The 22638-nt window shown below is 35.1% G+C and carries 24 protein-coding genes; 2 read left to right on the top strand and 22 right to left on the bottom strand.

Annotated elements, in window-relative coordinates:
- From ABWU40_RS03225 to ABWU40_RS03215, 3 genes are read right to left on the bottom strand one after another with little or no spacing between them, the layout of a single operon-like run.
- Positions 1 to 1446, bottom strand: coding sequence for a hypothetical protein (locus ABWU40_RS03225; protein ID WP_141457124.1), 1446 nt, complete (start codon positions 1444 to 1446; stop codon positions 1 to 3).
- 50 nt (positions 1447 to 1496) lie between these two features.
- Complete coding sequence (locus ABWU40_RS03220; RefSeq protein WP_353279099.1) at positions 1497 to 2345, bottom strand: hypothetical protein; 849 nt, start codon at positions 2343 to 2345, stop codon at positions 1497 to 1499.
- Between the two features lie 30 nt (positions 2346 to 2375).
- On the bottom strand, positions 2376 to 2729 hold the full coding sequence (locus ABWU40_RS03215) for a hypothetical protein (RefSeq protein ID WP_141457120.1): 354 nt from the start codon (positions 2727 to 2729) through the stop codon (positions 2376 to 2378).
- Between the two features lie 806 nt (positions 2730 to 3535).
- Here ABWU40_RS03215 and ABWU40_RS03210 point away from each other — a divergent pair.
- Positions 3536 to 6184: an ankyrin repeat domain-containing protein gene (locus ABWU40_RS03210; RefSeq protein WP_264704604.1), complete on the top strand. Its 2649-nt coding sequence runs from the start codon at positions 3536 to 3538 to the stop codon at positions 6182 to 6184.
- Between the two features lie 81 nt (positions 6185 to 6265).
- Positions 6266 to 8350 (top strand): ankyrin repeat domain-containing protein, encoded by a 2085-nt coding sequence (locus tag ABWU40_RS03205; RefSeq protein ID WP_264704603.1) that lies wholly within the window; start codon positions 6266 to 6268, stop codon positions 8348 to 8350.
- A 113-nt stretch (positions 8351 to 8463) separates the two neighbouring features.
- On the opposite strand, the gene ABWU40_RS03200 is transcribed toward ABWU40_RS03205, so the two are convergent.
- The 19 genes from ABWU40_RS03200 to ABWU40_RS03110 all read right to left on the bottom strand — a co-directional run bounded on the left by ABWU40_RS03200 (position 8464) and on the right by ABWU40_RS03110 (position 22637).
- A complete protein-coding gene (locus tag ABWU40_RS03200; protein ID WP_264704602.1) occupies positions 8464 to 9777 on the bottom strand; it encodes a hypothetical protein in 1314 nt (437 codons plus the stop codon).
- A 66-nt stretch (positions 9778 to 9843) separates the two neighbouring features.
- Positions 9844 to 11334, bottom strand: a complete 1491-nt coding sequence (locus ABWU40_RS03195; RefSeq protein ID WP_353279097.1) for a recombinase family protein — start codon at positions 11332 to 11334, stop codon at positions 9844 to 9846.
- 2 nt (positions 11335 to 11336) lie between these two features.
- Positions 11337 to 11768 carry a DUF2924 domain-containing protein gene (locus tag ABWU40_RS03190; protein WP_065095080.1) on the bottom strand — a complete coding sequence of 144 codons (432 nt, stop codon included), beginning with the start codon at positions 11766 to 11768 and terminating at the stop codon, positions 11337 to 11339.
- A 4-nt stretch (positions 11769 to 11772) separates the two neighbouring features.
- A complete protein-coding gene (locus ABWU40_RS03185; protein WP_353279095.1) occupies positions 11773 to 12243 on the bottom strand; it encodes an ankyrin repeat domain-containing protein in 471 nt (156 codons plus the stop codon).
- Between the two features lie 38 nt (positions 12244 to 12281).
- On the bottom strand, positions 12282 to 12983 hold the full coding sequence (locus ABWU40_RS03180) for an ankyrin repeat domain-containing protein (protein WP_211908369.1): 702 nt from the start codon (positions 12981 to 12983) through the stop codon (positions 12282 to 12284).
- Positions 12984 to 13150: 167 nt separating this feature from the next.
- Entirely contained in the window at positions 13151 to 14317 is a 1167-nt protein-coding gene (locus ABWU40_RS03175; protein ID WP_236514965.1) for a phage tail protein, read from the bottom strand.
- Positions 14318 to 14581: 264 nt separating this feature from the next.
- Positions 14582 to 15373 carry a baseplate J/gp47 family protein gene (locus tag ABWU40_RS03170; protein WP_264377832.1) on the bottom strand — a complete coding sequence of 264 codons (792 nt, stop codon included), beginning with the start codon at positions 15371 to 15373 and terminating at the stop codon, positions 14582 to 14584.
- Positions 15374 to 15375: 2 nt separating this feature from the next.
- Positions 15376 to 15711, bottom strand: coding sequence for a GPW/gp25 family protein (locus tag ABWU40_RS03165; protein WP_264377831.1), 336 nt, complete (start codon positions 15709 to 15711; stop codon positions 15376 to 15378).
- Positions 15712 to 15713: 2 nt separating this feature from the next.
- Positions 15714 to 15968, bottom strand: coding sequence for a PAAR domain-containing protein (locus ABWU40_RS03160; RefSeq protein WP_353279093.1), 255 nt, complete (start codon positions 15966 to 15968; stop codon positions 15714 to 15716).
- Complete coding sequence (locus tag ABWU40_RS03155; RefSeq protein ID WP_012481798.1) at positions 15965 to 16429, bottom strand: phage baseplate assembly protein V; 465 nt, start codon at positions 16427 to 16429, stop codon at positions 15965 to 15967. Before ABWU40_RS03155 ends, ABWU40_RS03160 begins: the two co-directional genes overlap by 4 nt.
- Entirely contained in the window at positions 16416 to 16889 is a 474-nt protein-coding gene (locus ABWU40_RS03150) for a hypothetical protein (RefSeq protein WP_353279091.1), read from the bottom strand. Before ABWU40_RS03150 ends, ABWU40_RS03155 begins: the two co-directional genes overlap by 14 nt.
- Complete coding sequence (locus ABWU40_RS03145; RefSeq protein WP_410530040.1) at positions 16886 to 17371, bottom strand: phage tail protein; 486 nt, start codon at positions 17369 to 17371, stop codon at positions 16886 to 16888. Before ABWU40_RS03145 ends, ABWU40_RS03150 begins: the two co-directional genes overlap by 4 nt.
- A 19-nt stretch (positions 17372 to 17390) precedes the next feature.
- Positions 17391 to 17702, bottom strand: a complete 312-nt coding sequence (locus ABWU40_RS03140; protein WP_353279089.1) for a hypothetical protein — start codon at positions 17700 to 17702, stop codon at positions 17391 to 17393.
- Positions 17702 to 18706 carry a major capsid protein gene (locus ABWU40_RS03135; protein ID WP_353279087.1) on the bottom strand — a complete coding sequence of 335 codons (1005 nt, stop codon included), beginning with the start codon at positions 18704 to 18706 and terminating at the stop codon, positions 17702 to 17704. Before ABWU40_RS03135 ends, ABWU40_RS03140 begins: the two co-directional genes overlap by 1 nt.
- Before the next feature lie 32 nt (positions 18707 to 18738).
- Positions 18739 to 19110: a head decoration protein gene (locus ABWU40_RS03130; RefSeq protein ID WP_264686970.1), complete on the bottom strand. Its 372-nt coding sequence runs from the start codon at positions 19108 to 19110 to the stop codon at positions 18739 to 18741.
- A 141-nt stretch (positions 19111 to 19251) separates the two neighbouring features.
- Entirely contained in the window at positions 19252 to 20298 is a 1047-nt protein-coding gene (locus ABWU40_RS03125; protein ID WP_353279084.1) for a S49 family peptidase, read from the bottom strand.
- Entirely contained in the window at positions 20295 to 21713 is a 1419-nt protein-coding gene (locus ABWU40_RS03120) for a phage portal protein (protein ID WP_353279082.1), read from the bottom strand. Before ABWU40_RS03120 ends, ABWU40_RS03125 begins: the two co-directional genes overlap by 4 nt.
- On the bottom strand, positions 21710 to 22294 hold the full coding sequence (locus tag ABWU40_RS03115; protein ID WP_353279080.1) for a glycoside hydrolase family 25 protein: 585 nt from the start codon (positions 22292 to 22294) through the stop codon (positions 21710 to 21712). Before ABWU40_RS03115 ends, ABWU40_RS03120 begins: the two co-directional genes overlap by 4 nt.
- Before the next feature lie 118 nt (positions 22295 to 22412).
- Positions 22413 to 22637 carry a gpW family head-tail joining protein gene (locus ABWU40_RS03110; RefSeq protein ID WP_114517459.1) on the bottom strand — a complete coding sequence of 75 codons (225 nt, stop codon included), beginning with the start codon at positions 22635 to 22637 and terminating at the stop codon, positions 22413 to 22415.
- Position 22638 lies beyond the last annotated feature (1 nt).

Genomic DNA, 22638 nt, shown 5'->3' with positions numbered 1-22638 from the left:
TTACAACTGCATGGCTTTTATCAAGACCTGTTGACCTGCTGGACGTTGAGGTCTACTAGACTCATGAGCTTCAGTAGGTATATTTTCACTGTAAATAAAAACATGCTTTTCAAATTCAGTTCCTAAAGCTTCATTTAACAATAACGATTGTCCTAATAAAAATCTACTGAAATAATGATTATCTCCCTTCTCTCCTGTGCCAGGAAACGTATGATAAATGCGTTCTAAATTATCTTTTATTTGTTTTTCCAACTCTCCTATATCAATCCTACGCATACCCCAGTCATCAGTAGATTTTAGCATATCTTGAAAAAGAGGAACAATTTCTCCCTCACGACTTTTTGCTTCAATATTGGAAACAGGAGATCGATAATCAAGATTTACACCAACACACAGAATATTGTCTGCAGTAGTTAAAACTCGCATAACATTTGGTTGAAAGCCTTTTGCATAATCCGTCGCTTGTTGCAGGGCATCACCTGGTGCAGTACCACGAACTGTTCCTGCTTTTAATTCAATGATAATAGGAATGGAATCTAACGCACGATCAGGGCCACGGGCTAGTAAAACAATATCCGCATAACCTCTTCCTGCAAATTGCTCTAAGTAAACTCTAAGGTTATATCTATAGCGGAAATTCATAAAAACACCAGCCACAAATCCATGATGTGCTGCCTCACGTGCTTCTTTAGCGTAGCTAAGTGAGTACTCATATTTGGAATGAACTTTACCAATTTTTTCAAGGACTTTTTCAGAAGATTCTTTAACTCTCTGCATATCAGTACCAGTCAGCTTTGCTATATCATCTTCTGGTTTGCTCCATAGTCCTTTCTCTATTTTATGAAAGCCATGACTAGCAGCAGAGTCAGATATTTCTTGAACTTCTGTCTTAACAAAAATACCATTTTTCCCTTTAGAGATTCGTACTAACCTGGGTTTCATCTCATCTCTACCCTTAATCCTATCCTTTATAGCTCCAACTTCACCAATCAGGGTGTTTTTATCTGTCCAAATCAGGTTCTTTTTTAATATTTCTTCCAACTCACCAGAAGTAAATTGACCTTTGGACTCATCTTTTGATTCTGAAATAGAAAATAATTTGATATTATCAATGGCACTTCTATCATTTTTAATTTCACCATCCTTAATAACAACTACCTTTAAAGTTTCCTTAGTGTCAAAACGAAAAGAAATCTCTTTAATGCCTAACTTCTCTGCTATTTCTGTATCCAGCAGCGTAGAAAAGCTTCCGAAGAAAAAGTGAGAAAAAAACCCTTTCTTTTCTACAGAATGCATATAAGATGGAATCTGATCAACATACGACTGAAACCTTGCCTTGAAGGATTCATCAACCCCACTGCTCTGCTGAACTGAAGTGCTAGCTGCTGCTTCTCGAATTAGTAATTCTATTAACTCAAAATCTTGTGGTCTTTCTTCGTTTGGCATAAATACCCCTTTATAATATGTCTACCTTTTACTTAAACTATGTGCCTTACTTAACTTAACTTAACTTCAGTTAAATCAGTACTTAAATTCTCAAGCTCTCTATCTACGGACTTACCATATGATAGGAATTTATCCAATGAACCCTCATCTCCTCTTTCCTTTAATATGGAACGTATATGATCGGCTTGTTTGGTATTCATAAATTCTTTAACCTGATCAGGATTAGCCTTATCCAACACTGCCCATACTGGTTCCATACAACCCTTCTCAACTAGAGGCACTAATAACCTTCCTTGAAAGACAGAATTGCTCATCATTTCTTCATTTAATGCTGAGGTACGATGACTATCAAATCCTTCTTTCATCCACATGTGTGTAAAAAGCTTTACACCTGAATCTATATAATGCCCAGAACATTTCTTTATTTCTATAAATCGCAACCAAGTACAATACTTACCTTCTGGAACATCAAATGGTTTTAAGCAATCAAACAATCCTTGAAATTGATCAAAGCGGAGTGCACCCTGTAGTGTGTTTAAACTACCGTAATGACGATTTTCAGCTAAATCTCTTTTTAAAAGTTCTGGATATTTATCAGGACTCATTTGACTAAAGCAAAACTCGAATATCTCAGGATAACTGTTACAATGATTCCCTGCTGCATACACTGCATGTTTCATAAAGATTTCATCTTTCTGCTGAGTACTTAATTCATCTTTAGGTAGAGACTTTATTTTATTCCAGAAAAATTCCACTGCTTCTGCTCGTTTAAGATCCATAGCACATTTAAGTCCATACTCATATGGATGACGACCATTTAAATTTAATTTAGAGATGTAACCACTGACAAAATGTGACCAAAAAACTATCAAAGGATTACCTGTTAAACACTTAACCAAGTGATTATACTCTAGTAAGCTACTCTTGCCTTAAGCTGACAACCCTTTTTTTCTCTCCTCAAATAAAGCAATAATATCTTCTTCCAAGCAACACTTACAAGCAATGTCATACTTATCAAAGAGATTACCTGAATCTGGTGCAATCAATTTTTTACCTACCATTTGCCTGTCAAGCTTGACTCCATGTAAACCATCTATTTCCTTCCAGCAATCCTCACTAGATAGTACTCGTGCAAGAAAATTGTGCCCTTTTCGGCCACTTCTTTGGTGTAAACGCCAACTTGCATAGCACCAGCGTTCAATTTGAAAGACTTTGGATGCCCTATAAGGATCATCCTCTTTAATGCAAGAAAACAAAATTTCTGGAATATCCGAACGCAACATAGCTACCCCCCTGAAATGAATAGACTTTAACCCCTTACATACCATAAAGGTTTAATGTATTTTGGACATGTTACTCCATCTTTAAAACTTGTCAATCCCTAATTTAAAATTTTTTTGAAATAATTTTTGATGGAAGTCTTTTAATAAATTATTACTAATTTAGCAATATATACTATTAAAAACCTAAATAATTCAACCATTTCCAGCAACAAAAACCAGCAAGCGTGAGAAGAGTTTGTTTTGGGATGCGTTGGTCTACCGCTAGATCCGTGCGAACTTTTCTTTATAATAATTTTACTATACCACAAAATCCGCTATATTAGACTACTTCAGCTAAATTCACATATGAACTAACTTACCTAGCTTCGGTGCAAGAATTTTAAGCTTCTATTTTCACAACGCAGCTTTTATTTAAATTGTTCTCGCGAAGGTACGTACTATTTTTCTATTTTTGGAATAAAGTAAACAAATAAATTTTCGTTGATGCTAGAGAGTGTAATATTTTGTTGCATTAGAACGGACTTTTAATGTAAGTTGACAGAGCTTTTGATATGTTTCCTTGTTGAATAATTCTAAAATAAATTAATGTTTCTAATTTAGAGGTTTATTATGCATGTTGACAAAAGCTAGGTTAATTCGTACCATTAATACGGTAATATTATAGATATAGCTCTTTTTACAATAATCCGAACAGACCGTAATATGCTACTGGCCTGCTATAGCCATAAACACATATCTTATCGCATTCGGACTATTATAAGAAAGGCTATACTTTAAAAAGTAGAAGGCCAGTGTTGTTAGGGGGAATGATGGATAGTGACCACTATGAGGTATTAGGAGTGAAACCCGATGCCACTCAACATAAGATAAGACAGGAATACCACAGGTTGTCTAAGGAGTATCATCCGGATAGATTTCTTTCACCTGGTGAACGGGATAAACACAGAAAACTATCGGAAAGAAAAAAAGATGGGGAATCACTCTCATCGTTAGAAGAAGAGCAGCTAGTTCAGCTTGAAAAAAAACTCTTGCCCTTTAAGAAAATTTCTTTTGCATATGGTACATTATCCGACTCAAAAAAAAGAGAGCGCTATGACAGAAAGAGAGAATCTTGTACCCGTGATGGGTATAGTCAAACACCAAGGGCGAGAGATGAAAATAATGATGAAGCTTCAGAAGAATTTGATGAAGAATTCGATATTTCTTACACGACAACCCTTAATGAGTTGAGAAACACTTTAAGCAAAGCAGTCAATGGTGATGATTATCAAAAATTAAATGAAGTTATAAGGGATAATCGATATTATGTGTTTATAACTAGTCTGAATAGTGATAATTTTAAAGCCTTTTGTTCAGAATACCTTAATTTGGATTTGCACGAAAGGACTGATCGTAAGTATATATATGACAACATATTGTCAAAGTATAATCTTGGCACAGAAGGTGGTGATTGCAATTTTTTAGAAAGAGAATTAATACTTCTAGCAATTGCAGCCAATAACAAGCTCGCAGAAAAGTATCAGGATGTATTGCTTAATCAAGAAGATTTAGAACTAAAATCTCTATTACTGCTTGTAGGCGGGCAAAAATACATTGACATTTTATCCGATAAATTGAAAGAGAAAGATAACCGAATAAAAGTTGTAAGCCATAAATTCTTTTCAACTATAGCATTAAGAAAGGAATTTAACCAGCTTTTTACTAGCCATATTACTCAATACTTGAAAACATTAAAAGATAACAATATTGTTGATACGATACGTAATATACTTGATGCAGCGACGTCTGTTCAAAATAAAGAGTGTATCAAAGCAATACTAGTTTCATCCAGAAAAGCTGGACTTAGTGGTGCTAGTCTTTTGTATCTTGCTGCTTGCTATAGTAGAGAAACAGCTCAAGACTTTTTGAATAATGGAATTAGTGTTAATGTTAAAGATATTAATGATATGACACCTTTACACTTTATAGCTCGCAATGTAGGTCAAGTAGCTCAAAAAGATACTAATAATGGGTGGTTTTCTGTGTTGCCTAACTGGTTGAATTTTTCTAGTAGTAGCGCAGGCAACGATGATACGGCACCCTTTCGAGAAGGTATAGAGTTTCTTCTTGGTAAAGGTGCTAACATTGATGCCAAAGATAGTGGTGGTATGACACCTTTACACTTTGCAGTTTGTAATGGCAATTTGGAGATGATAAAGTTTCTTGTGAAGGAAGGCGCTGACTTTGATCTTGAATGTAAGGGTAAAACTGTTTTAGATTTGGCAAGATCATCAGAATCAGAAAACAAAGAAGAAGTGATAAAATTCTTTGAGGAAGAGGTAGAAATAGGAAAGAGGCGTACACCTTTACATTACGCTATTTTAAGTGATAATTCTAAAACACTTAAGCTTCTTCTCGAACAAGAACGCTTTATTAACGCTCAAGATTCTGAAAATTGTACGCCTTTAGCCCTTGCTATTGAAAAGAGCAAATTGGAAGCCATTAATCTTTTACTTAATCATGAAGATTATTTTGATTTTTCATACTTGAGCTTGGCAATCAAAAAGTTGAAAGTATCAAACAACAGAGCAAAGGACATATTTAATCTTTTGGCAGAGAAACTTAAAAAGGAATTTGATGAAACAAAAGCTCAACTTAAACAAGGAAATGGTGATCTAATTAGCCAAGTACAAGTAGAGAAACTTAAGGAAACAGAAGCTAAACTTGCAAGGAATAATGAAGCGCTGGAGCAGATACAGATTGAACTCAAAGTAAAGAAGCAAGAGTTTGCAAATAAAGAGAAAGAGCTAGAAGGTAAAACTAAGGAAGTAGCTGTGCTTCTTAAGGAAAAAAATGGTCTAACTAGTCAAGTAGAAAAGCTTAAGCAAGCAAACGCTGAACTAAAAGAAAAAGCTAGCCAGGTGGAAGAAAATAGTCAATTAAAGGAGAAGCTAAATAGTGAAGTAAATGAACTTAGAGAAGAATCCAATAGAACAAAGGCTCAGCTTAAAGAGAAGGAAGGAGAAGTTAGTAAATTAAATGATCAGGTAACTCAATTTATTAATGAAAAAAGTCAACTTAGAGATGAACTTAACGCAACAAAAGCTCAGCTTGTAGACTTGCAGAAAAAGCTCGATGATGCAAAGCAATTAGAAGAGAATTTAAATGGAATGCAACAAAGCTTGAAAGGTCCAAATCCAGATAATGGAAGCAAAAAACTCTCAGCAGCAAGCGCTCAGGGTAGAAAGCAAATAACCTATGCTTCTATTTCTTTTGTATTATCTGGAGCATTTGCTGTTGGTGCAAGTTTAACAATGTTTCATTCAGCAGTGTGTATTATACTTTCTGTAGCCGCATTAACTTTTCTTGCAGTAGGGTGTTACTGTTCATATAAGGCAAATACGGCACTTAGTAATGTTGAAACCGATCAAGTCTTAAAGGATCCTGAACGTGTAGTTTCTCAAAATAGTGTTTAGAGTATCTTAGTAAAAAAATTATGCTTGATTAGATTTGTTTGTACTATATACTATAGCGTGTGTTTATAGATTGGAGTGGATATGGTAGCTAAAGACAATGAGCAAAATCTTAACAGAAAAACAAATCCAGAGATAAACGAAACATTGGAGGGGCTACCAAAAATGCTAGAGAAAGAGCAATTCGATCATGAGTATGAGTTGGTTAAAGAATATTTAAATTCAGCTTATAATCGTCCTTTATTCTTTCATGATCGCTCTTTAGTGGGTGCTGTTGAATTTAAGTATTCACTTGATAATTTAATGTATGAACGGTTTGTTGAAACATCTGATTTAACAGAAAGTCAAGAGGAGTTAAATAAGGGATTATTAAGCATTCTTACCGTCTATCCACCTTCTTTTGATGAAAAAAATGGTTATATTCCAAGACTTACGGAGTTTTTAAAAAAAAATGAGAAACATCCAGATCTAAAATATGTTCTTAACCTAAAAATAGGAGAATCTGGATTGACAATATTACATTTACTATCGAGTGTGGATTGGGTAAGTAGCATATATGGTTGTGCCATGGGTTTACTCTTAAAAGCAGGAGCTGATCCTAATAGAAAGAGTGATGGAGGTAAGACACCTTTACATTATGCTACAGGATCTTGTAGTATAACTCATCTCCTAAGAGCAGGAGTTGATACTAATATAAGGGACAATGAAGGGAAAACACCTTTGCATTATGCTGCTGACATTGGTGATAGTAAAAGTGTAGATTTGCTTCTAGAGAACAACGCTAAACCCGATTTACGTGATGGACAAGGGAAGACCCCACTAGAAGTTGCAATTGATAATCATCACTACCATATTGAAAAGTGCTTTTTCACTGACAGTCAGAAGATATTATACAAAGAATTACATGATATAATTCACGAAGTATTATATCAACGTGAAAGATCGTCTGTAAATTATTTGGATTACATTGGTAACTTTACTAAAAATCTAAAAGACTTTTTGGAGAAACACAAGAATAATCAAGATCTAAAAGTGGTTTTAAATATTCGGGGTAAAGAAGGAAAGTCAAAAGTGCTTCGACGTGCAAGAAGTATTCTTTTTGATTCTGGAATTGGTACCGAAGTAGAAAACTTACTTTTGAAAGCAGGAGTAGCTGACCAAAAAGAGTTAGATTATGACAGGAAAGAGTGTTTGTTTAGGACCTTATGGAGTAATTTAATACCAAGGCAGAAGATAATGCTGAACGAATTTTTTAGTGAAGTATCTAAAGCTCAAAATATGGATCTACTAGAAAAAGTTGTAAGCAAAGCTATATACTCTGGAGTAAGGTTTAATTTTCCTAAACGATTTTCTCAAGGTGAAGATATGTATGAAAGTACGTATAATTTTACAGATCGTGTAATGGAAAGAATTAGTGAATTAGAAAAGAATCCTAAAGTTGCCAGTAAGATAGTATGTAAATTGGTATCAAGAGGAGCAGTATTGTGTAACAATGGTAGCATAAAAGTAATTGAGGCACTGGAATCAGAATTTCAAGACCATAAAACCAATATGAAAGAAGCCTATGCAGAATATGTCAATCGTACTCTAGAGTTTATGGAAATTGTTAAAAGTGCAGCTAGTGGTAGGGTAAAAAATGCAAGAATGGATAACTCTACTTTTTATTTAGAATATTCAGAGGATAGCACGATAGATGTTGCAAAGATCACAGATGGAGCAAGGAGTTTAGGGCTAACTCAGGGAAGCATAGAATATGGAAGAGACTTGATAAAAATCGGTAAAAGTGAGGTAGAAATTATAACAAGAAATGGCACAAGGAATTACACAGACTTTGCAGATAATAGTGATATAGTATTAACTTTCTACACTAGCCAAGGGGAGTTAGAAGTTAGGTTATACCCTGACGAGCAAAATAAAGAACAAATAAGGGTAGAAATAAAAGATCAAGGTCTGCTGGAAAGTTTAAAGAACTGTGAAGAAGAACTAGGAAGGAATTGCTTGCTAGGAGGGTTATCAGTCAATAAGGCAATAGAACAAAGATATTTTTTCAGATCTGGAAAGCTTAGTCAACCTTCTGAAACACTTAGCGTCAACTCCTCATTAGGTGATGTATCTTTATCTTCTCCTATACAAGAAAGTATACAAAAGGTAAGATGGTCAGTTACATAATTTTACAATGGAAAGCCATGGTAATATTAAGTTAACATTTTGAGTAATTTTCTCAATAAATTATCTTATTTAAAGGTTTACCTGATGCTTATTTGTTTTTAAGCATAACATTTTTATGTTGTATTCAAATAAGAATGAACAATGACAGGCTGTGCTGGATCTTCCACTTTCTCCAGTTTGGTATTTGGCTTGAACGAATTATACAGTGCGAAACCTATACACGCTAATCCAACAATCCCTCCAATTACGGCTATTACATGTATTTTCATAATATAGGATACAACACTACCCACCAATAACACTATCCCAGCACTACTAGACAGGATTACTCGTTTTTGCTGTATTGTTTTTGTTGATGGATTTTCTTCTTTGCCTGCAGCATCACTATTAAAACATTTTCGAAAAGGAAAGCTATCAGAAATATTGCGCTCTTGCACAGCATTTTCTATTGAGAAGTTTTGGACTTTTTTGCTGTTTTCAAATGTCAGGTGAAAATTTTCGTTATCTTCATTGTCTAATAATACTGGATCTAATGGTATCAACCTTTTTGCTGACATCGCTTTTTCTTTAGCACGCTCTATCGTTGTTGGATTAAAATTACCTATACGTTCGTCGTCTAATAATACCAGATCTAATGGTATTAGTCTTTGTGTTGACACCATTTTTTCTTTAGGTAGAGGAACCTCGGTTTCAGCTCTCTCATTATTTTCAAATGTCAGTTGAAAATCTTCTTTATCTTTATTAATATCCTTATATGACTCAGTGTCAGTTTCTTTAGCTTTATAAAAATTTATTATCTCCTCTTGCCCTTCTATATCAAAACACTTATCCATCACTTCTTTAACCTTCCTTGATACACTACAAGCCATCGATTCTTCCATAGTATTGTCTGTTGAAGCATTTTTGCCTTCTTCGTTACTTCCACATGATCTGGTGTCGGTTGATATCTCTGCATTAGCACCAACTTGAATTGTTATATTTTGATTCAGCACTTTCTTATTATTTTTATCATAAAGATCTTTTACTCTTACTACACCATCTTCAACAGCACTATGGGTACGTATTGGTTCTCCATTACTCCCTAAATATTCTGAGATTATTTTCTTATCATTAACTTCCTCAAAAAGACCATGTTTTTTGGCTTCTTCTAAAAGATTCTTTACAGCTTGGTTGTTCTTACAAAATTTAGCATAATGTAGTAGTGTAAATACGTCTTTTCTACCTTCATGTTTGTAAACTACTCTTGTCAGCAGAATCTTTCTTGTGTTGTAATCAGATTTCTTCAATTTTTCACTAATACTTTTACCCTCTTCTATCTTTTTTAATAGCTTAAAAAGCTTTTCTTTATCTTGATTTGTTAACTTGCCATCATTACTTGTCAACTCATAAGTTATATCTGCTCTATTAGCGTTTTTTATTATTCTCATACTATTATACTCCTACTGTTGTCTTTATAAATGAGTTATGTTAGGAAAGTATTAATTGTGCAATTTTTAAGGCGCTAATTTGTAAAATCTTTCAAATTGCTCACTCCACAGCATCGGTATTTCCCTTAAATCAGCTAGCCTCAAATTACTTGGTTGCCTCCCATTTACTATGTCTTCTTTAATCTTCGGAGCTAAATAATTTAATCTTAAAATTTGTTGTATACGTCTTGTACCTATGTTAATTTTGGCACTGAGTTCCTTAACACTTCTATATTTTCCTTCCTCTAGCTGCCGTTTCCATAGGTGAGCTCTTACCACTGCTCTCAGTAGTGCATTATTTGTTTTTCCTTCTGGTTCCATTACCGTGCATTTATTTCCTTTCTTCTTTAAATTCATTGCTATAAATGTCTTCTCTGACTCAGAATGCACCTCTATTCCATCTTCTTTTACCATTACTCCCTTTATTAACTTTTTCACTACTTCTTTCTGCTTTCCAAAACTTAAATTTTTCCACTCTTCTGCTTTTTCTTCCCATTTTTCATATAGCTGCTCTGTCTTTCTCATTACTCCTTTTTCTACTTCTCCTGCTATTACATTTCGGTTTTCTGATTCACAACCTTTTCCCCTTAAATGATTGTTGCATACGTAATATCGATATCTCTTATTCTCCTTTTTTGTATATGTCAGTGTCATATTTACACCGCAGCTCTTGCACTTGATTATTCCCTTTAGCAGTGCTTCCTCATATTTTGCTTTTCTATATGGTTGATTCTTTATCAATTCTTGTGCTTTTTGCCATTTTTCCTCTTCTATTATTGCTTCATGCTTTCCCTCATACTGGTTTTCATAATGTCTTATCTTTCCTACATATATTGGATTTGTTATTATTCTTCTCACCGTCGCCTTTTTAAAGGTATCTGCTTTCGTTCTGTAACCTTGACTATTTAGCTCCCTTGCCAGTTCTGCCATTGACTTCAGCTCCAAATATCTTTCAAACATATGCTTCACTGTCTTTGCTTCTTTCTCATTTATTATTAATTCTTTATCTTTCACATCATACCCAAATGGCAAAGTTCCACCCATCCATAACCCTTGCTCTTTTGATGTTGCTATTTTATTTTTTACTCTTTCTACAATCATTTCTCTTTCTAGTTGTGCTGCTCCTGATAACACTGTTTGTACAAACTTTCCCATTGGCGTATTATTGTCAAATATCTGCGTTACTGCTACAAAATTTACTCTATGCCTTCTAAAAAATGATGTAACTTCGATGCTGTCTTTTGTTTCTCTCGAGAGCCTATCTAGCGTATATACTACTACACAATCTACTTCTCCTTTTTTTACATCTTCAAACAATTCCTTTATCGCTGGTCTTTCTAAATTTTTCCCTGAAAATCCTCCATCATCGTACTTTTTTGCCAATGCTACCCAGCCTTCTTTGCTCTTTATATACTTTTCACATGCTACTCGTTGCGCATCAAGACTGTTAAACTTTTGTTCTAGTCCATCCTCATTTGACTTTCTCGTATATATTGCACATCTTACTTCTTTTAGCATTTTCAACTTCCATTTTTTTCACGCATTCCAAATAATAAAGGGCCGTTGTAACTCATTCCCATTATTTTTCCGGCTACTGCTGACAATGACGTAAAAAATTCTTCTCTGTAGATTAAACCCTTATCTGTTACCATTACTGCATGCATCTCTTCTCCTCTCTCTAATATTAGCTCTGTTCCTGCTACTGGAAGTTTGTCACTACTTATTCTTTTTCCCTTCTCTAGTTGATCTGCTAGATACTCTAGTCTTTTTGCTCCTTTTCTTGACATTTTTCCATAAGCTTCCTCCTGCATTCTATACGCTAATCTAGGTATCAGATATTTCTTTGAGTGTTTAGGTGCCTCTTCCCCAAATACCTTCTTCCACGTTTTTCTCAGCTCACCCAAAGGTTTTCTCTCTAAATTCATTACTTTCTTTTCTGTTTCTCTTTCCATATTTTCAGCCTCTCATAGAAGGTTCTATTTGTTCAAATAACTTTTCAATTCTGTCCGTTTCTTTCTTCAATATCTCGGTTATCTCTTTGCTATTTTTCGCATAATCCATTGCTGTCATTCCAAATTTATCTGCTTGCTCTATTTCAGCCCCTGCTTTTACTAGCTCCTCCACTATTTCCACTTTCCCCACCATACATGCAAGGTGCAATGAAGTGCATTTATTTTCATATTCTTCCGCATTTACATTCGCTCCTGATTTTATCAATTCTCTCACGGTTTCTAGACGTTTCTCCGTTACCGCTAGATGCAGTGCTGTATATCCTTCCGCATCTGCTACATTCACATTCGCTCCTTTTTCAACTAATAACTTCACTGTTTTTGCTTCTACCGCGTAATGCAGAGCTATTCTGTCTCTTGCATAAATATTTTTAAATGAGTTCTCTAATAGTGACTCCTCTTTTCCTTTTTTACTCATGACCTACCTCACCTTTTCTCTGAATTTAAACCCCTTCTTTAAGCCCTCCTTTTCACCACCTCATCTATCATTTCACTTACTTGGCTCATTATTTTGCTTGCTAAATTTTCACATTCTTCCTTTATTAGTGATTTATCTTTCTTCCTTATTTCTCCTATCTCTATTATTTTTAGCTCCGGCATATAGCTCCCATTCAACATGTCTGCTATTTCTCCCACTAGCCTCTCTATTCCATAGCACGTCAGTTCTCTGCTTTTTGTTATTCCACCTTTTTCTCTCAGAAATTTGCTCGCCTTTTCACTTTCTTTACTATCACACAGAGAATACTTTTCACTTTCCCAAATGTAATACATTGGTGTTGCACCATATTTATTCAGTTGATTAACCTCAGCTCCTGCTTTTACTAGCTCTTTTATTATTTCAACTCCTGCTCCTCCTATTTTGCACGCAGAGTGTAGTGGCGTACATCCAGTGACATATTGAGTGGCATTTACTTCTGCTCCCGACCTTAGCAGCACTTTTACATTTTCTAAGCTTTTCGCAAATACTGCACAGTGTAGTGGTGTATAACCCTTTTTATCTCTTGCATTTACCTCTGATCCTTTTTTTATTAATAATCTCACTGTTTTGTAATCAGAGATTTCTACTGCTTGATGCAAGATCGTCTCTCCTTCTTCATTTCTTTTATTAATGTTTTTACTTGATACTTCTTTAAAAAACTTACTCTTGCTAAACTTCATACTTACCTCACAAAATTAGCTTTTCTAGCGCCAGACAAATTTCTTATATTTACCTGCCGCTATTCAAGTCATGTCCTTTTTAGCATGAGAAAGCAAGTCTTTTTCTTTTTATTTCATACACTTTTACCTATTATTAATATAATATATGAGTATCTAAATATAAGTACTTAACTTATTAAAGATATTATTCGACTATCTTTCCAACTTCTGTGCAAATGTCGATGTTCATGCCACTTCAGTACTCCCGGGTAAAATACTAAAATGTGCTTTTCTAATTCGTGTATTGAGTCTTTTTGCTCTGAATCCAAATCATTTTTATAGTAAACGTTGTGTTCTGCTAAAACATATTTTCTGACCTTCTGATCTGTATAATTTTCTACTTTATAGTTATGAGTAACGCTAAATCTTTCTAAAATTGGCTTGTGTTTTAAATTCCAATATTGCCCTGAAAGTTTATCGCTTCCTAATACAAATTTATTTCCTCTTTCTTCTACGCTACTAACTGGAAAGCACGTATTTATGTCTCCTAAATCCCAACTGTCTGATAATACTATCTGCGCTTTTGCAAATTTAATCGATGGTAATAAACTCTGTGGTAATGGATATAGTGCTTTTAAGTTGTACCACAAATGATTTCTTTCATAAATACCGTTATAATTCTTTGTGTGAGGCTCTGTTTCTCCAAGTACTGCTACATCTAATCGATATATGTCATTACTAAATGTTTGTTCATAATGCTCTCTTAAATAGTTGTCTACAATCTCTACTAACGGACCTCTAGAACTGAAAAAATTTATTCTTCCAAACGATAACACTGGTCCATCTTTTTCAACTTTTCTACCTGAATAGTCTGATAATAAGCTGCCGAATATACTTTCATCTAATATAAACCTATCAACGTTATAGTAGTCATTAAAAATCCTCATTAGCCTTGATCTTGCTGGTAATGATAGTTTTGCAAGTTCTACTACTGCATCTACAAAAAAGTCATTTGGAACATCTTTTATTCCTATTTGTAATTCAAAGAAGTGTTTACCAGGTGGTTCTTCGATAATTGTAATATCTTCTATATTTGCCCACTTTAGTGCTATTTTAAGTGATGCAGGTGTTCCTCTCAGTCTTTGAAATTTTACTCCTTCTACTATCGCCCTTCTTTTATTTTTTACCCAGCGCAATATCTCTTCTAAACCATATTCTTCTATTATCCATGGTAATGTTTCTTCTTTCAGGTTGAACTTAAACCCTCTGATACAGCTTGGATCAACCTTATAATCTATTGCATCAACCAGTGCTTGCTCTTGCTTTGTTGCGTTTGGCGGTAATAAACTTTTCATTTGTCTTTTCTTTCAAGTTGCTTTAATTTCCTTTATTTAGGTAGCTTATGAGTAAGCAAGAGATCATTTCAGAAAAATAAAGATGTTCTTAATATCAAAAACACTTTCCATAATATTTGACCATATTATCCATACTTTAAAAAACAAATTACAACTTCTGGAAGAAAATCAATACTTTCGTCTCCCTAACATTGGGTATTTTTATCCAGTAAACCACTTATTGCACGCAATCCCCTCACTGGCACAAAACAAAAAAAATACGTTTTAAATCCTATCTAACTTGACGTAGCCAAGCACTGCACACTCATTCCCCAGAACCACAACATCCTCTCTTGGCTCGATTAATTCTACGTTTTCTACACCCTCTACAAACAAATTTGCTATTATCCATGATCTTGTTACGTTCCATCCCAACCTTTTGCTTGCTTCAAACTTCTTAATAAATTGCTTCTTGATTTCCTCCTTTGATATTACAGGACTTATGCTCATTCTGCTGTGAATATCTATTTCCATAATATTGCAACCTATCACTTTTACTGTATCGGTTAAAACCCTTATATCATCTCTAGTAACCTGCTTTTTTACAATTTCTAGTAGCTCTTCTGACGCTGTGGATAACTCTGTGGATAAAATTGAGATTTCTACACTTCCTGGCACTTTTGACTCAACCAGCGCATCCTTTACTCTTCTATCTGCTGAGAGTGCTTGAAACCGATAATGCTCTTTACTACCTCCTGTGCTTGAGCCAACTATTCTTGCCTTGATTCTTTTTCTGAAGCGTTCATCTTCTTCTCCATCTTGCCTCTCTGCTCCATAAAACTCAGCTAAATTATCAAGCTCTTCTCCCCTTGCAAACTTGAGTAAATTGCTTTTTACCGCTTCATTTATTCTTTGTCTCAGCAAAAGCTCTCTCCAGGCTGCTACTTCTAAAATCTTCATCGCTGGATCACTTTCAATTAGTGCTGTAAAACTTTTATCTCGACTTATTAATTCTTCTTTCATCCGAGCAAAAATCTCTTCAAAGTTCAGTGGTTCGATAATATTTGGCTGCTGCATTTTTAAACAACTACTCCATTAATATTTATGAACTTACCTTCTGAAAGATAGACACCTTCTAAATTCAATGTTACTCTCCCTTCTTTTACTTCTGTTATCTTCACTTTCTCTAATTTAAACCTTCTCTCCCATTTTTCTAGTGCTCCTGCTACTGCTGCATAAATTTCTAGTGTAAAATCACGATTTATTGGCTTATCCACCAATTCAAATAATCTTGAGCCATAATCTCTCCTCATTATTCTACTGTTAATAGGAGTGGTCAGTATATCAATTATCGACTGCTTTAAGTGCTCTATTCCTTCTAACGTCTTTCCTGTTTTAGCATCCATACCCTTCATTTCTATTTTGCAAAGACGCTTTCACTGCCTTTTATTACTTTAAACCCATATGAAACTATATCTCCTACTCTTCCTACACTAAGACCATTTGCAAACACTATTTTTGATCCTTGAATCATTACTTTTCCTTCACTAAAACTGTCTCCTTGTCTACATATTGACTTACCGTTTACAAAAACATTATTACTTCCGCTAATGCAGAAATGTGTTATAGCTTCTCCACAATAGTCTCCTAACCTTACTATTCCTTTGTTCAATTTAAGTCGATCCTTTCTGCTTTCAGTTTTATTCCACTTTTTGTCATTTCTATGCTCGATTCCCCAGCTTTCAGTGTTATTTTGTCTACTACTTCAATCTCTAAATGATGTTTATCTTTATCGTATGACAACTTTGTTCCATCTTGAAATGTTAAGCTACTCACCTCTTTTTTATTTTCTGGTGCAGAGTACTTTTGTTGATATATTCCAGGAAGTACTACTCCTAAAGATAATTCTCCTAGCGGGGAAAGTATCACTACTTGCTCATCAATACCTGGCGGAGACCAATTTCTATCTTTTCCTGCTTTGCTTGTTATCCATGGCAACCAATCTGTTAAAAATTCGCCTATTTTAATTCTTACTTTTGCTTTTTCATAATCTACTTCTTTTACAAGCCCTATTCGTACAATGTTTGCTAATTTTCTTTGCAGCTCTGAAATAGCAAAATTACTCTCTAACATTTTCTCCTATTGTAATCGTATGTGGTTTAATCTTATTTTCTGTCCATATCGATTTACCTAAATGAAGCTGATGACTCCACTCAACCAACCACAACAAATACGCATCTAATTCGGGTCTAAATCCGTCAATTTCCGCAGAGATAAATTCTCCTGGTGAAACATTTTCCACATTCCAAGTATTTTTATTTACTACTCTTGCTACTTCTGCTGCTAATGTTCTGACAATAATAGGGGCATTTTCTATTGTGCTATCAGTCACAATGCGTGCTTCAAATCTTGCTTTCAGCGCTAATTCCTCTGTTCCTGGATCTTTTCCCGATTCTAAACTCACAAGCTCTACAAATAACGCTGGCGCTAATAATTCTTTCCTTATCAATGGATAAATTTCACAAGTTTGAATTGCTGGTATTTCTTTCTTCAGCGTAGTGCAGATTGCGTTATGCAAATCTTTAAAATTCATATATTTCTTGTAATATCACGTTCAAAGAACTTTTCAAACACTTCCTCAACCTCATAATTAACAAGATTCCCTATTATCCTTGAAGCCTCAGGTTTCAGTGACAATTTAACTTCCTTTATTGGCAATGCTGCTCTTCCTTCACGTTTAAACATACCGCTATTTCCTTTTGGCATAACTGCTGCAAATCCTCCTATAAACTCATGCTTTCCTACTTTCGATCCTCTTCTTGTTTTTTGTATTTTGCCAATTGTCGATGCTCTAATGTCGTAGAGATTTGCTCTAATTAACACTTCTAATCTGCTTGTTTTTGCTTTAAAAATTCTTAATCTCTTTCTTATCAAACTTAATTTTATCTTCTTTTCCTCACTAATTTCCTTAGCTGCTTTTGATTTTAACCATAGTGCTGTTCTATTTAGTGCTTTTATAGCTGCCAGTTTTACTTTCTGCTCTTTTTCGTCAATATTGTAGACTATTTCATTAATATTGTTACTAATTTTAATATCAAACACTTTCTATTGCCTCAATTTTCCATATTTCACTCGAATAATCTTTTAACGGTGGTTCAAAAATCTTGTAGAACCTTTTTTCAATCTTGATATAATCACCTATGCTAAAGGAAGTAACGTCCTGATCACGTATTTCTATAGAAGCAATTTGCTGAGTTAATGCTCCATCTGCACCTAGAGAGTACGTAGTCTCAGGACGTTTAATTAGCACTTTTATTCTACGAATGCCCTCCTTATTTTTATTACAATATGTGGCTTCCACTCCTAAATGCTCAAAACAATCTTCCAATAATTTTCCTATATTCATCAACTAGAACTAATTTTTACCAAAACTCCCGGACGATGGCACATTGGCAATGGATTCGACTGCGTATGTAAATCAGTTCCTCTATCAAATCTTCTTGGCTCTTGTTTTGCATAGAGTGGCTGTCCAAGAGTATTCACTGTTTCATTAAAATCTGCTGGTGCAAAATATGTTGTAAATGTGCTTGCTGTTCCTACTGGAAAACAGTGCCCTGTATCTTTCTTAATAAATCTTCTTACGGTTCCTTCAGGGTCAGTTGCTTGCCCTCTATATTCCTCAAATGTTATGCCACAGAACGTAAATCCCGACCTCATATCATTTCGAAGTGCTGCTCCTTCTTGCCATCTTTCATATGCTTCTTTTACTTTAGCATGAGAAGTTAATGCATCAAAAAACTCAGGGCTTACCAAGGCATGAATTCCAGTCATATATTCACCACTTAGATTATCTTCTATGTGCCGGAGTACTTCCAGACACTTACGTTTTACGTCAGTTGTTGCTGTTCCAAGGGCAAAATTTACTACTTTTGGTGTTATTTCAAATTCGTTGTACAGATTTAATAATTCTGACCCGTCAGCGTCCAAAATTATTCCCTTTAGTGCTCCCATTCTCAAATGTTCTAATGTTATTGCGTGTTTGTTCCTCATCAATTGCAAATGATCCGTTATTACATCTGCCAGTGCTTTAAGTTCACTTTCTGACCCAAATGCCCTTATTCCTTGTACTTCTTCTGGCAGTACTACATCATCATGCGGAATATGTGGAATCGTAAATGTTCTTACCTTTCTTTTTCCTCTTTTTCCTACTGTTGCTGGTGCTCCGGGTAACTGCGTTGGTAGTAAACTTAATACTCCATTTTGCTCCTCTATGGTAATATGTCTAAATCTTACTGACCTACTTGGAAACAAGTTTAAATTTTCAACACGTCCATAATTTACCGGCAATATATTCATCGCATTTGTTAGTGCCGTCATGCTAAATGCTGTATTTGTAAATGGATTTTGCATTTTTTCTCTCCTTTTTTTCCTATTAATTTTAGTTAAACTCCCTTGCGGACAATGATCCCTCGTGCTTCAAGTTGCTTTATTGCTGCAGCTTTCTGCTCTTCAGTGATACTTGCTGGCCATACAACTGCATGATCTGCTAGCATTGCTATACGAGTAATGATTACTGCTTTGGTGTTTTCCGTTGCGTTTACATCACTTGTTATTACACCTATTGCTGTTTGTGTGCCATCTGTTCCAATGGGATTAAGTACTCTAATAAAACCATCGTCCGTCTTTTTGGCAACTACTGCACCAAGTTTAATATTTTGACCTTTAGCTACTGTTATTTGGTCTCTTGAATATAGACTTGATGCTTCATACTTTAATAGGTCACCAAGGTTATTTTGTTCAGTTATACTTGTCATACCTTTTTCTCTCCTTTTTTTATTTTTTTACCGCCGCGTTTACAATTGCTATACACCGCGGTTATTACCTTATAATTAGCCATTATGGCGCATTTTGAACACTTGTTTACCACAGAGCACTATATACGGCGGTTATAAAATTTAAATGCACCGACTTTTCGCTACCTGCATCATCAAATCTTCCGGAGAATTCTGTGGTATTGCACTCAGTATCTCTGTCTTTTTCGTTCGCTCTGCAAGTAATTCCATTAAAACCTCCCTTGCTTGCTCAACACTTACGCCCTGCTCAATAAGTTCTCCTATTTTCTCTGGCATTCGTGATAAGTTACATAAACGTACTAATTCAAGAACTTCAGTATGATACTTAGTTAAATTATTAGTTTCTAGGTCAGTTATAGTTTGTTCATTCATAGTAATACTCCTGTTTTTATTAATAGATTTAAACTCTGAAAGAATTGTAATTCCATCTGCAAGACCTATTTCTATTGCTCTCTCGCCAAAATATAGCCCTGCCTCCGTTGATCGAATCTTTTCAATTGAAAGACCTCTGTTCCTCGCTATTAGCTGCACAAACATTTCATATAGTCGGTCTACTTCTTTTTGTAAGCTTTCCAGACTTTCAGACGTCATTGGCTCATGTGGATTTAAATCATTTTTTCTACTTCCTGCAAATACTGTGGTATATTTTATTCCACATTTTTCATTAAATCCACTTTGATCTATATGACTTGCAATTACCCCTATGCTTCCTACTCCTGAGGTTCTGCTCACAAATACCTTTTCAGCGCTTGAAGCTATAGCGTACGCAGCAGAATATGCATCATCATTTGCTATCGCTATTATCCTCTTTTTTGCTCTTGATTCATAAATAAAGTCAGCTAGGTCAAATATACCGTTTACCTCTCCTCCGGGGCTATCTATTTCCAGTATAATTGTCTCTATGCTACTATCTGCTAATGCTTGTGTAATTTGTTCTTCTATTTGCTCATATGATGTCATTCCGAGCATTTCATCAAATGCACCAGGTTTTTTAGTTAAAATGCCATGTATCGGTATTATTCCTCTTTCACTATTTCTTACTGCATGTTTTATATTTTTAAAGATAGGCTGCTTTCCTGTTTGTAGTGACAGTAACTCAAAACTCCTTGGTTCTACCATTACACATCTGTTTAGCCATTGTTGTTTCATATCACCTCTTGATTTGCAGTAACCTCAGAATCAAAACTTAAGCCCAGTTCGCTTGCACGTCTTTGATCTTCTGCTATTTCTTGGTCAATTTCTTCAACATCGTAACCCATTTCTGATACTACTTCCGATCGACTCTTAAATCCATTTCTTACTGCCATTTGTTGTGCTTGCTGATCTTTCAGTGGATCCACCCAATCAAATCCCTGTGGTATCCATTTTACTTCTTCTTTCGCTGCTTTTACTACTTTTTCATCTATACTCAGTTCTCCACAAAGCACTGCTAATTCTAGCCATCTATTCCAAATAGGTCTACAAAACTGGAACACTATCACGTTATGCTGTAACATTCCACACCTTCTGCGAAACTCTATCAGCCCTGCTCGAATGGATGAATAATTAACACCTGTTAAATCTCCTGTTAGCTGCTCATATGTTATTCCTGTGCCTATTGCTATTGCCCTCAGTTGCTGTCTCATGAATGCTTCATAACTTCCTCCAACATCAGACGGCTCTGAAAATTTTATATCTTCTCCTGGGTCTAAAAGCTGCATTGTTCCAGGTTCCAGTCCAGATAGTGCTACTCCTTGCTCATTACTTTCACCTTCTCCTAAAATATTTGCCTCAGGATCAAGTCTTGTGATAAACCCTGCAAACATCGCTGCTGTTTTCTTTCTTACCAGCTCTGCATCATCATATTGATCAAGCTCATAAAGCTTCAGCAGTATATTAGAAAGCCAAGGCTCCCCTCTGATTTGCCCAGGTCTTAATGGTCTATAAATATGTAAAACATCATTTGCTGGCACTCTCACTGATTCACCAAACGAGCCTTCACCAGGGTGTTCTTTAAATAGGTAATATGCTTCTCTTTGCCCAAGCTTGTTAAACTCAATCCCGTTTCTTATTACATTACCATTTCCTAAAGTTTGATTTGTTTTATTATCTAAATGTTCAGACTCAAGTACTTGCAGTTGTAATGGCACAGAAAATCTATCTTCCAGCTTTCTCGTTCTTAAACGTACAAAACATTCTCCTCCCTCTATCATACTTCTGCATACTAGAGCTTGTAATCCATAAAAATCACTTACTCCACTACTGTCTGCTTCATCTGTCCATTTCAGCCATAATTCTTGCACCTTCTTTCGAAATTCTGCATTCTTTGCTTTTGATTGCGGTTTTATTCCTGTTCCAATAGAGTTACTTACTATTGTATCAATGATATTTGCTGCATATGGATTTTTTCTCACCATATCACGTGATCTACTACGTAAAGTTTCAAGGTTTTGAGACAGCAAATTGTTTATACTTCCTAACTCTGGTTGAAAGTGAAAAAATCTTCTTCCTGAGCCAGATGCATCCCAGGCTGAACTTTTGATTTTTGGCTTGCTAAATAGTTGTTTGAAATTTTTCAGCATCATACTAACCAAAATTCTCTTAATTCTTTCAAAGTTCCGTTAAATTTATTTCTGTCACATTTTCCGATTCCTTCTACTTCATGTGGCTCTGGATTTGTTTTACCGTCAGTATATTGCCATAAAATCCAATCATTCCAGCCTTTTGGTAATGTGAGCTCTTTTCTCCAGCTTGCTATCCATAATGGACATTTTGTCAAAGTTGGCGTGGCAAAATCCTTAAAAAAATAGCTACTGCGATAAATTAGGGGTAATCTTCCTGTTACTTCTTCAACTCTCTTTACAAATTCCTCAGCTTGCTTAACTGCAATATTTTTGCCACTTTTGTTTTCTTCAATATCCAGCGCAAGTATGGTATTTTTGCTTTCGCCTACCGTTTTTAGAAAATGATCAGCTTGATTCTTGCCGTTTCCTTCTGTGCCAAAATGATATGCTCCCCAGAGTAATCCTTCTTCTTCAGCTTTCTTTCTTCTCTTCGCATACTTTGAATCCACATATTTTAGCCCTTGTGTTGCCTTGTGAATTACTCCAACTATACCATTCTCTTTGTCTAGCTTAAAATTCACATTTTCTTGCCAATGTGACAAATCTATTATTCCATTTACTGGACTCTCTCTCTATTCTCCCATAGTTTTATAAAAGTTTTTAATTGCTCTAAAAATTCAGAATATTCCTCTTTTACAACTTTTCTCAGAAAATTTTCCCTCATATAACTCCTTTATTTGTTGCAAAAATAATCTTTCGTTTAGGCTTCATTCCAGCAATCTTTAGTTCACCTTTGATGCGTTGTCTGAGGCTGAGCAAATCATTTATCTGAACTTCAGCATATCTCACCACATGGTCACCATATGCAATTGATACCACTCTTTCGCCACTCTGAAGCTTCTTTATTGCTTGTTCAACTTGAATTAGATAATCTTCGTTATACATT

The sequence above is a fragment of the Wolbachia endosymbiont (group A) of Cydia amplana genome, from assembly GCF_964028495.1.
GTDB classification, from domain to species: domain Bacteria; phylum Pseudomonadota; class Alphaproteobacteria; order Rickettsiales; family Anaplasmataceae; genus Wolbachia; species Wolbachia pipientis.
Note: the sequence above shows the minus strand (reverse complement) of the source record. Positions and strands in the feature narration are given on the sequence as shown.